We start from the raw sequence: 10,221 nt of genomic DNA on the forward strand, positions 1-10,221 counted from the left end.
TACGAATCCGCAACCATTCCAAGATTCTGGGAAGAGCGGCGCAACTCCACGGAGGACCGTCCGAAAATGGGGGCAGGAGGTTCCAATGTCCAACTACCGCATCCGACGTGGCGACACCCTTTCCGCCCTGGCCGTCCGTTTCGGCACCACCGTCTCCAAGCTGGCCCGAGACAACAACATCAAGAACCCCGACCTCATCTACACGGGCAACACGCTGCGTATCGGCGGCTACTCCGGCCGTGACAGCTTTGACGCGGGCGGCGGGCGTCAGGGCGTCCGCGGCGGCGGCACGGGTGGGACGGGCGGAGGCAACAGCGTGGGCGGCGCGACGGGCGCGGGCCCCAGCAACGCGAGCTCCACGATGCGCCGGCTGGCCGACGCGGGCCGCGCCGCGGCGCTGAGCATGGGCGGCTACAACAGCCAGGGCCTGTGCGCCACGGGCGTGAGCCGGGCCATCCAGAACGCCTTCGGCTTCAAGGTCTGGGGCAATGGCAACCAGATCGACAACAACCTGCCGCGCGACAAGTTCAAGCAGGTCAACATGTCGCTGGAGGAGGCGCTGAAGATTCCGGGCCTCGTCCTCACCTGGGAGAAGACGTCCTCCCGCCTGGGCAGCATCTACGGCCACACCGCCATCACCACCGGTGACGGCCACTCCTCGGCCAGCGACTTCATCGAGCGCAACACGACCAACAACGGTCGCAGCGGCTTCAAGGTCTTCATGCCCACCTTCTAGCGTTCCACCGCACAGCGGTGACGCGTCACGCAGCCCCTGGTCCCGACAAGGACCGGGGGCTTCGTCGTTCATGCGGCCGCACGGCGCCAGACGCACGCCTAAACCGCGAGCAGATGCTCCAGCAGGTCGCGAACCGGAGCCGACAGGCGCTCCCAATCCTGGAAGCAGACACAGAGGCGGCGCTGGGCCCATGCGTCCGACAGGGGCACCCGCCGATAGGTCCCTTCCCGGTGATGCCGCCAAACCACGCGCTCCGGGACGATGCCCAGGCCCACGCCGTGGGACACCAGCTCGCACAGGCCCCGGAAGTCCTTCATCCGGACGCGGTAGGACAGCTCGAAGCCCGCCCGGCGTGCGTGCCCGTTGAGGTGCTCCTGCAGCGCGCTGTCGGGCGCCAGGCCGACGAACGGCTCACCTTGAACGTCGCTCAGCGCGAGGCTCGCGGCCGAGGCCAGCGCATGCCCGGCGGGGATGATGAGCACCAGGGGATGCGGCTCGACCGGGCGGACCTGAAGCGCGCGGGTCTCCACGGCGTCGGAGATGAGCCCCGCCTCCGCCAGCCCCGCCTCCACCGCCTTGACGATGTCCGCGCTGGTGCGCTCCCGCAGCTCCACATTCACGCGTGGGTTCCGGGCGAGCCAGGGCGCCAGCTTCTCGGGAAGAAACTCCGTCAACGCGGCGGTGTTGGCGTGGAGGCGGAGGGTCCCGCGGCGGCCTGACACGAAGGCCTCCAGCTCATCCTTCAACAACGCCTGCTGTTGCAGCATCAACCGGGCGTGATGCACCAGGGCGTCTCCCGCCTCCGTCGTCACCACGCCCCGAGGCCGCCGCTCCAGCAGCTTGACGCCGACGGCGTCCTCGATGCTCCGCAGCCGCTCGCTCGCCGAGGCCAGCGTCAGGTTCGCGCGTTGCGCCCCCTGCGTGATGCTCCCCGCATCCACGATGCAGAGGAACAGCCGACAATCCGCGAGGTCCAGCCGCATCGCGCCTCCTGCACACGCTGCCTTCGGCGGTTCCGACGGGAGCCATGCGCCCCTCCGAGTCGTGCCGGAGCACCTCGGGTGGTCCCGTCAGCCCATACCACGCGGCAGGCGCGCCCCGGCAGGCCGCGAGGCCACCGTGAGCGCCCCTTGGCGATGCCCTCCCCGCTTTTCGGCTCCCGCCAGCCGCGCGACCCCGCACCGCTCAATGCGTCAGGGTGTCGCGGGCCTCCCGGCGCCGGGGCGCGAGCTCCTCGCGCGTCACCTTCGCCTCCCGGCCCGTGGCCCGGCCCCGCTCCAGCAGCGACTTGAAGCGCAGCAGGTCGTCATCCATCTGCTTCTTGGGGTCCGCGCCCAGCAGCTTCGCGAAGGCATGGCCAATGGCCCCCGCCGGCGGGTTGTAGGACAGCCGGATGTCCACCCGCGTCCCGCCGCGCGGCGTGGGCTCGAAGTGGATGACGCCCAGGTTCTCCACCGCGGTGCCCTCCACGCTCTTCCAGGCCAGCACCTTGTTGGGCACGAACTTCGTGACGACGGCATCCCATTCGAAGTGCAGCCCCGCGGGCCCTCGCACCTTCCAGTGCGACCGGCCCTCGGTCCCCGGAATCACCTCATCCACGTGCGTCATGAACCGGGGGAAGTTCTGCATCTCCTTCCAGAAGGCGAACACCTCCTCCACCGGCGCGTCGACGTTGATGTCCTTGTGCAGGGTGATGGCCCGCCGGCCCGCGCCCAGCCCGGTGAGCCGGCGCATCCCCAGGTTCGTCAGCGCCCGGGTGCTCAGCACCACGCCGCCCAGCGCCGCCAGCGTGCCCGAAAGTCCCCGCCGCCCCAGGCCCCAGGCCGTCAACGTCAGGCCCCCCAGCGCACCGAAGAGCCGCTCGGACGGGGACCAATGTTCCTGGAAGAAGAGCCTCGACTCGCCAGAGCGCATGATGCCTCCTTGAAGCGCCGGGTGCGCCGACCCTTCCGCGTAGGGAACGAGCTGGTTGTCCACCCCATGCACCCCAGGCACCTTGCCGATGCGCGGCAGGACGCGCCGGAGCTCCTCGACCAGGATGGGGCCTTCCAACCGGACCATGCCGTCCCGCGCCGTCACGCGAATGGCCCCGGGATGCGAGCACACGCGGCCCAGGGCCGAGCGCACGCGTTCTTCCAGGACGAGGTCGTCCACCGGTGCGCGGTGCAGCTTGCGGAGCGACTCGAAATAGACGCCGCGCGAGCGCTGTGAGAGGTCCCGGGCCACCACGCCCACCGCGCCTCCCGCTTCATGCGCCGCGTGCACGGCCTTCCCCTGCAGGTGCGACCTGCGCCAGCGGCCGCTGCGTGGGTCCGTCCAGTACATCAGCCCCACCCCCAGCCCCGCGCCACCGATTCCCCAAAGGGCAGCTTTCATCGCTCGTCTCCTCTTGGCTGTCGTGCTCCGCTCCACGGAACGTGAAGGCGGTGCTGGCGCGGTGCAGCAGACGGGAAGGGGCTGCCCCGCTCGCGTCCGTTGGGGGGAAGCCCGCCCAGCAGGCGAGCGACCCAGGGGCCGAGGCGCCTCGCGTTGACTGGGCGACGGGGACGGTGCCCGCGGGCTCGCGCCGTGCCCACTGTCTCCGGGCTGGTGAACCCGAGAGGAGCAACACGGCATGCCCGAGGTACCGACGACACCTGACGCGCCCGTGAAGGACCCGAACCCCGACAAGAAGCCCGGGCGAGAGCCTCCCGGCCCCCAGGCGCCGCCGAAGGAGGAGCCGCCCAACCGGCAACCTCCAGAAATCGAGCCGCCCCAGCCGCCGGACATCAAGCCGCCTGGCATCCACGACCCGCCCGTGCCCAACCAGCCCGGTCGGCCTGAAATCATCGCGTGAGTCGCGAAGAGCAGGCAGCGAACCAGGTGCGCCAGCCGCGCGCTTGACGCCCAGGCCCCATCCCGGGAGCCGCGACAGGCAGGCAGCGAGCCGCGTGTGAGTCCCGCTGCCAACCTCCAGGCAGGCGCCCCGCGCCCGTGCGACGGGCCGCCTCGTTCCGCGATCTCACGGGCGTGTCCAGCTTTCTCGTGACAGGCGCCCGTTCCACACCGGAGGGCGACGAGGAGCGGCGGCATGCAAGAGCCTCAATTCCAGGACCGCTATGAAGGAGGCCGTGTCCTCGCTGACCACCTGCGGCGCCATGCAGGGCAACCCGGCACCCTGGTGCTGGCCCTGCCCCGGGGCGGCGTGCCCGTGGCCGCCGAGGTCGCCCGGAAGTTGGGCATCCCCCTGGACGTCTTCCTGGTGCGCAAGCTCGGCACCCCCGGACACGAGGAGCTGGCCATGGGCGCCATCGCCTCCGGCGGCGTGCGCGTCCTGAACCGCGCGGTGGTGGACGAGCTCAACATCAGCCGCGAGCAGCTTGAAGCCACGACCCGGCGCGAGTCGCAGGAGCTCCAGCGGCGCGAGCAGCGCTACCGCGAAGGCCGTCCGCCTCCCGACGTGCGCGGCCGCACGGTCATCCTGGTGGATGACGGGCTGGCCACCGGGACGACGATGCGCGCGGCCGTGGCGGCGCTGCGAATCCAGGGGCCCGCGGCCATCATCGTCGCCGTGCCAGTGGCCCCGGAGGAGACGTGTGAGAGCCTGGGCCAGGTGGCGGACGAGGTCGTCTGCGTCCGGACGCCCGAGCCCTTCTACTCCGTGGGCCTGTGGTACCGCGACTTCGCGCAGACGGAGGATGACGAGGTGCGCGCCCTGCTCGCACAGGCGGCCCGGGAGCAGCAGGCCCCGGACGCGACGCAACCCTCCGCCTGAGCGGGAGTCAGCCGCGCGGGGCCGGGCTCCACGCGCGCATCGACGTGCGCCCCACCATGATGTCCACCAGCCGCTTCACGCGGCGGAAGACGCTCTCCTGCGCGTAGGGCACGCCGTGCTTCTCACACAGGGCCTTCACCCGGGGCTGCGCCTCCCGGTAACGCGTCATGGGCAGGCTGGGCCAGAGGTGGTGCTCAATCTGGTAGTTCAGCCAGCCGTGGAGGAAGTCCACCACGTCGTTGCCGGTGGCGTAGTTCACCGAGCCCACCACCTGCCGCACGGAGAACTCCGCGCCGCTGCGCGCCCGGCCCTCGAAGCGGTAGAGGTCGTCTCCCGCGTGGTTGGGCGCGATGAGCACGAAGCTCTGGATGTTGGTCAGCACCTCCGCGAGGACGCTGTTGGCGAACACGCTGAGGACGGCCCACGCGCCCAGCGGCGCGAAGAGCGCGGGCAGCAGCACGAAGCGCAGGCCCGCGTAGGGCAGCAGGCACGTCCACCAGAAGGCGCGGCCCTCGGAGCTGAACGGGTTGAAGGCGGTGACGAGCGACGGCGTGCCCGCCTCGTCCGGGCCCCCCGCGCGCTTGCGCTCGAAGCGGCGCCACTCCAGGAACGTGTTGGGCGCGTAGTACGTCACCTTCCAGGTGCAGGCGAAGAAGGCCACCACCGCGTACTTGAGCAGCAGCGGCAGGCGCGACTGGCGCAGCCACTCCGTGTTCATCTCCACCAGGTCCGGGTCCGCCGTCTCGCCGGTGTGTCCGTGGTGCAGCACGTTGTGCTCGTGCCGCCAGGCCTGGGGATGAATCCAGTCCGGCCAGTCGATGAAGCGGCGCCACCCGGTGGCGAAGCGCTTGCCGGTGTAGTGCGCCGGCACGCCCGGCACCTTGTCGTAGCCCCGGTGCGTGACGTGGTGGGCCATCATCGTCCACCGGGCCGTGTTGCCCTGCGCGATGAGCAGCGCGGACACCGGGTTGGGCATCAGCCACGCCGTCGCGTAGCCCAGCAAGGAGCAGGCGCGGCCCCAGCGCTCGATCTTCCGGGCGTGCGCCAGGTCCGCTTCGCCCAGCGAGGACTCCAGCTCCTGCTTGAGCGCCTGGAGGTCCTGCGCGAAGGCCTCCGGTTCGACGAGCGCGTGGGGGTGGGGAGTGGGGAGGGACGTCCGCGGCGCTTCGTCGACGAGCAGGGGGACTGCCAGGGTCATGATGGGACCGGCATCTCAGGTGGAGGCATCCAGGTTGGCGGGCCCCAATCTAGACCCAGGTCCCGAAATTCCGGAGGTGGAAATCCCGTGCCCGGCCTCCTGCCCGCCACGCCACCAGGGTGGCGCTCCCCGCCAGCGGCGCCCCCGCCCCGACCTGGAATGCGGTTAGACTCCCGCGCTCGCAGCCCACCGCATGCAAGACTTCCCCTCCCGTCGACAGTTGTTGATGGCCGTCCTGGTGGCCACCACGCTCTCCGCGGCCGTCGAGGGGGTCTGGAGCTACTCCGGGCCGGTGAGCACCCCGGCGCGCATCCTCCTCACCGCCGCCGTGGGGCTGCTCATCAGCGGCACCCTGGCGATGCTGCTCCTGCGCAGCCGCGAGCGCGCCCACCGCGCGCGGGACGCCGCCTTGCGCAGCGCGAATGACGCCAGCGCCCTGCGCGAAGCCGTCATGGACGTCACGCCCGTGGGCTTCGCCTTCTTCGACCGCGAGCTGCGCTACGTCCACGTCAACACGGCCCTCGCCGCGATGCATGGCCTGCCCGCGGAGCGCCACCTGGGCCGGCACGTCACCGAGGTGATGCCCGACCTGGGACAGCTCATCGCCCCGCGCCTCCAGCTCGCGCTCAGCACGGGCGCGTCCATCCAGGACACCCTGCTCCAGGTGGAGACGCCCGCGGCCCCCGGTGAGAGCCGCTACTGGTTCGGCAGCTACCTGCGCGTGTGCGGCGCGAATGGCGAGGTGCTGGGCGTCATCGCCGCGCTGTCCGAGCTCACCGAGCGCATGCGCGCCGAGAAGAGCCTCCAGGAGCACGAGGGCCGGCTGGACGTGCTCACGCGCTCGCTGCCGGACTACCTGTGGGGCGGCAAGCTGCGCGGCGGCAGGCTGCGCGACTTCTACTGCACCCCCGTCATCGAGCGCACCACCGGCTATGCCGCCGCCGCGTTCGTCCAGCTCGCGCCGGATGGCGGCCCGCCGCCGCTCTGGGCGGAGATGATCCACCCGGAGGACCGCGCCCGCTACCGCGCCAGCATCGAGGGCCTGGCGCCGGGCGCGGAGGCGGAGCTGGAGCACCGGCTCATCTGCGCCGACGGCCGCGTGCGCTGGGTGCGCAGCCGCGCCGCCGCCTCCGCGCTGGACGCGCAGGGCGAGCTGCACGTGGGCTGCGTCGTCACGGACATCACGGACCGGCGCCTCGCGGACGACCTGCGGCAGCGCCTCCATGACAGCTTCCGCCGCTCCGCGCAGGAGTGGCGCCGCACCTTCGACGCCGTGTCCTCGCCGCTGATGGTGCTGGGCGCGGACGGCACCGTGCAGCGGCTCAACGCCGCGGCCATCGCGCTCTTCGGAGGCATGGACCCCTCCGGCCAGCCGCTGTTCACCGCGGCCAGCGCCCCGCCCTGGTCCCACGCGCTGCCGCTGGTGGAGGAGCTGCGCCGCACCCGCGCCAGCGCCACCCGGGAGCTGGGCGACCCGGTGTCGCGCCGCACGTGGGAGGTCTCCGCGACGTGGGTGGACGAAGCGGGCGGCGAGGACTCCCGCATCATCCTGGTCGCCACCGAGGTGACGCGCCTGCTGGAGCTCCAGGCCAGCCTGCGGCGCAGTGAGACCATGGCCGCCATGGGCGCCATCGTCGCGGGCGTGGCCCACGAGGTCCGCAACCCGCTCTTCTCCATCTCCGCCGTGGTGGACGCGGTGGAGGCCACCTTCGGCGCGCGCGCGGAGCTCAAACCCTACGTGGACGTCCTGCGCGGCGAGGTGAAGCGGCTCAACCACCTCACCCAGGAGCTCTTCGAGTACGGCCGCCCCACCCGGGGTGAGTGGGTGGAAGGCCCCGTCCTCCCCGTGGTCGCGGACGCGCTCTCCGCGTGCGCGCTGGCCAGCGAGCGCGCGGGCGTGACGGTGGAGCGGGCCCATGCGGACGCCCTGCCCCGCGTCCGCATGGACGCCCGGCGCTTGTTTCATGTCTTCCGCAACGTGGTGGAGAACGCGGTGCAGCATTCGCCCGCCGGCAGCGCGGTGCGCGTGGCCACGGAGCACGCCGAGGAGGCCGGCCGGGCGTGGGTGCGGTGCACCGTGCGTGACGGCGGGCCGGGCTTCCGCGAGGAGGACCTGCCCCATGTCTTCGAGCCCTTCTTCAGCAAGCGGCGCGGCGGCACGGGGCTGGGGCTGTCCATCGTCCAGCGCATCCTGGAGGAGCACCAGGGCGTCATCCGCCTGCGCAATCACCCGGAGGGCGGGGCGGAAGTCACGCTGCTGCTGCCGGCTGTTTCTTCGCCTGTATCAACGCAACACGTAGACTCCCTGGCTTCATGACGCGTACCCGAATCCTCCTCGTGGACGACGAGCCCGGCATCCGCCTGGGCATGCGGGGCTTCCTCACCGCCCACGGGTTCGACGTGGACGAGGCCTCCAGCCTCGCCGAGGCGCAGGAGGCGTTCCGCGCCACGCGTCCGGACGTGGCGGTGGTGGACTACCGGCTCACGGACGGCACCGCGCTGGAGCTGCTGCCCCGGCTCAAGGACATTGACGCCTCCGTGCCGCTGGTGGTGCTCACCGGCCATGGCTCCATCGAGCTGGCCGTCCAGGCGGTGAAGGAAGGCGCCGAGCAGTTCCTCACCAAGCCCGTGGAGCTGGCCGTCCTCAAGGTGGTGCTGGACCGGCTGGTGGCGCAGCGGCGGGAGCGGCAGCGGCTGCTGGCGGAGCGCTCGCGCGTCACCCGTGGGAGGGTGGACCCCTTCGTGGGCACCAGCGCCGCCCTCCGCGCGCTCCAGGCGCAGGCCGAGCGCATCATCGAAAGCGACAGCCCGGTGCTCATCACCGGGGAGACGGGCAGCGGCAAGAGCGTGCTCGCGCGCTGGCTGCACGAAGGGGGACCGCGCAAGGACGCGCCCTTCGTGGACCTCAACTGCGCGGCGCTCTCCAAGGACCTGCTCGACTCGGAGCTGTTCGGCCATGAGAAGGGCGCCTTCACCGGCGCGGTGGCCGCCAAGCAGGGCCTGCTGGAGGTGGCCGACCGGGGCACCCTCTTCCTGGACGAGATTGGCGACATGGACTCGGCCGTCCAGCCCAAGCTGCTGAAGGTGCTGGAGGAGAAGCGCTTCCGGCGGCTGGGCGACGTCAGGGACCGCCGCGTGGACGTGCGCCTCATCGCGGCCACGCACCAGGACCTGGGCGCGGGCGCCCGGGAGAAGCGCTTCCGCAGCGACCTCTACTTCCGCGTCAGCACGCTCATCCTCCACGTGCCCCCGCTGCGCGAGCGGCCGGAGGACATCGTCGGGCTGGCGCACCACGTCCTGGCGGAGCTGGGCGCGGCGCGAGGCCGCGGCGGCGTGGGCCTGCAACCCGACGCGGAGGTCGCCCTCACCCGCTACGCCTGGCCCGGCAACATCCGCGAGCTGCGCAACGTGCTGGAGCGCGCCGTCCTCCTGTCCGGAGGCGGGCCGCTGTCCCGGGGAGACCTGCGCTTCGAGGCCAGCGCCGGTGAGTCCGGCTCGGACGCCGACGACAACCTCACCCTCGAGGAGCTGGAGCGCCGCCACATCGAGCGCATCCTCCGCCGCGAGAATGGCCACGTGGAGCGCGCCGCCGCGCGACTCGGCATCCCCCGCTCCTCCCTCTATGAGCGGCTGAAGCGCCTGGGCATCAACCGGTCCGGATTCCAGAAACCGGATCCGTAGCCTGGACGCAGCGCGCGAAACGCCAGCGCCGCTCAAGAGCAAGCGTCGGAATTTACTTGGAACCGGGACTAGCCCGTCCATGGCCCTGAGCTTGCTTGGGGGCCGGTTCCGTGGCCCAGAACATCCTGATCGTCGATGACGAGTCTTCCCTCTGCTGGGTGTTGGGTCAGTTCTTCGCCGGGGCCGGCTACCGCGTGGATTCCGCGAGCGCGCTGGACGAAGCGCTGGACCTGATGACCACGGGCCGCTACGACCTGGTCATCAGCGACCTGCGGCTGAGCGGGACGCTGTCCGAGGAAGGGCTGATGCTGGCGGACTTCGTGCGCCGCTTCGCGCCCATGACGCGCATCGTCCTGCTGACCGCGTTCGCGTCGCAGGAAATCACCGACCGCGCCCAGGCCCTGGGCGTGGACCTGGTGCTGCCCAAGCCGCAGCCGCTGCCCGCGCTGGCCGAACACGTCTCGCGCCTGCTGGCCGCCGCCGCGGGGTAGTCCCCGTCCCTGCCGTTGCGTGCGGGTGCGCTCCGGCTCCGCGCGACGACGCGTCGCGGCGATGGCCAGACTCAAATCAGCAATCCCAGACTTCCACTCGGCTCGCCTGCCCTCCGTCAGTGAGCCGTATGTATCCGGATTCCAGAAACCGGATCCAGCGTTCGGACAACCACCACGCTGTTGCGTTCCAGGCTGGCTTCAAACGCAGACAATCCGAATGTAGACAGCCTGTTTCACGTTGGCACCTGGGTTGCTCTTGCACCCCGGAGTGATTGAGCGAGCGCCCACTCCCCACGCGCCTTCCTCCCGGCGACAGACGATTCCCTCGGATTCCCACCCCCTCGGCGAATCCTGGGCTTCT

At 71.3% G+C, this 10,221-nt stretch carries 9 protein-coding genes; 6 read left to right on the forward strand and 3 right to left on the reverse strand.

Annotation, left to right across the window (positions count from 1 at the left end; genetic code table 11):
- Positions 1-85 precede the first annotated feature (85 nt).
- The gene (locus MYMAC_RS21010) at positions 86-736 is read left to right on the forward strand and encodes a LysM peptidoglycan-binding domain-containing protein (protein ID WP_013940852.1); all 651 of its coding nucleotides are present in this window, start codon (positions 86-88) and stop codon (positions 734-736) included.
- A 98-nt stretch (positions 737-834) separates the two neighbouring features.
- On the opposite strand, the gene MYMAC_RS21015 is transcribed toward MYMAC_RS21010, so the two are convergent.
- Both MYMAC_RS21015 and MYMAC_RS21020 read right to left on the reverse strand, forming a co-directional pair.
- Positions 835-1,719, reverse strand: a complete 885-nt coding sequence (locus MYMAC_RS21015; protein ID WP_095959371.1) for a LysR family transcriptional regulator — start codon at positions 1,717-1,719, stop codon at positions 835-837.
- 202 nt (positions 1,720-1,921) lie between these two features.
- Positions 1,922-3,112, reverse strand: a complete 1,191-nt coding sequence (locus MYMAC_RS21020; RefSeq protein WP_239988925.1) for an SRPBCC family protein — start codon at positions 3,110-3,112, stop codon at positions 1,922-1,924.
- Positions 3,113-3,350: 238 nt separating this feature from the next.
- On the opposite strand from MYMAC_RS21020, the gene MYMAC_RS21025 reads away from it, so the two are divergent.
- Both MYMAC_RS21025 and MYMAC_RS21030 read left to right on the forward strand, forming a co-directional pair.
- Positions 3,351-3,572 (forward strand): hypothetical protein, encoded by a 222-nt coding sequence (locus tag MYMAC_RS21025; protein WP_013940855.1) that lies wholly within the window; start codon positions 3,351-3,353, stop codon positions 3,570-3,572.
- Positions 3,573-3,806: 234 nt separating this feature from the next.
- Positions 3,807-4,490, forward strand: coding sequence for a phosphoribosyltransferase (locus MYMAC_RS21030; protein WP_095959372.1), 684 nt, complete (start codon positions 3,807-3,809; stop codon positions 4,488-4,490).
- Positions 4,491-4,497: 7 nt separating this feature from the next.
- Here MYMAC_RS21030 and MYMAC_RS21035 read toward each other — a convergent pair whose 3' ends face one another.
- Entirely contained in the window at positions 4,498-5,688 is a 1,191-nt protein-coding gene (locus tag MYMAC_RS21035) for a fatty acid desaturase family protein (protein WP_095959373.1), read from the reverse strand.
- Between the two features lie 193 nt (positions 5,689-5,881).
- Between MYMAC_RS21035 and MYMAC_RS21040 the strand changes: the two genes are divergently transcribed.
- The 3 genes from MYMAC_RS21040 to MYMAC_RS21050 all read left to right on the forward strand — a co-directional run bounded on the left by MYMAC_RS21040 (position 5,882) and on the right by MYMAC_RS21050 (position 9,860).
- On the forward strand, positions 5,882-8,005 hold the full coding sequence (locus MYMAC_RS21040) for a PAS domain-containing sensor histidine kinase (RefSeq protein ID WP_095959374.1): 2,124 nt from the start codon (positions 5,882-5,884) through the stop codon (positions 8,003-8,005).
- Entirely contained in the window at positions 8,002-9,369 is a 1,368-nt protein-coding gene (locus tag MYMAC_RS21045) for a sigma-54-dependent transcriptional regulator (RefSeq protein ID WP_095959375.1), read from the forward strand. Before MYMAC_RS21040 ends, MYMAC_RS21045 begins: the two co-directional genes overlap by 4 nt.
- A 110-nt stretch (positions 9,370-9,479) precedes the next feature.
- Positions 9,480-9,860, forward strand: a complete 381-nt coding sequence (locus tag MYMAC_RS21050) for a response regulator (protein ID WP_239988926.1) — start codon at positions 9,480-9,482, stop codon at positions 9,858-9,860.
- The last annotated feature ends 361 nt before the right edge of the window (positions 9,861-10,221 follow it).

The organism is Corallococcus macrosporus DSM 14697, assembly GCF_002305895.1.
In the GTDB taxonomy this organism is placed as follows: domain Bacteria; phylum Myxococcota; class Myxococcia; order Myxococcales; family Myxococcaceae; genus Myxococcus; species Myxococcus macrosporus.

Coding starts and splice junctions, on each gene's coding strand:
- MYMAC_RS21010 (WP_013940852.1), top strand. CDS start 86: ATGTCCAACTACCGCATCCGACGTGGCGACACCCTTTCCGCCCTGGCC.
- MYMAC_RS21015 (WP_095959371.1), bottom strand. CDS start 1,719: ATGCGGCTGGACCTCGCGGATTGTCGGCTGTTCCTCTGCATCGTGGAT.
- MYMAC_RS21020 (WP_239988925.1), bottom strand. CDS start 3,112: ATGAAAGCTGCCCTTTGGGGAATCGGTGGCGCGGGGCTGGGGGTGGGG.
- MYMAC_RS21025 (WP_013940855.1), top strand. CDS start 3,351: ATGCCCGAGGTACCGACGACACCTGACGCGCCCGTGAAGGACCCGAAC.
- MYMAC_RS21030 (WP_095959372.1), top strand. CDS start 3,807: ATGCAAGAGCCTCAATTCCAGGACCGCTATGAAGGAGGCCGTGTCCTC.
- MYMAC_RS21035 (WP_095959373.1), bottom strand. CDS start 5,688: ATGACCCTGGCAGTCCCCCTGCTCGTCGACGAAGCGCCGCGGACGTCC.
- MYMAC_RS21040 (WP_095959374.1), top strand. CDS start 5,882: ATGCAAGACTTCCCCTCCCGTCGACAGTTGTTGATGGCCGTCCTGGTG.
- MYMAC_RS21045 (WP_095959375.1), top strand. CDS start 8,002: ATGACGCGTACCCGAATCCTCCTCGTGGACGACGAGCCCGGCATCCGC.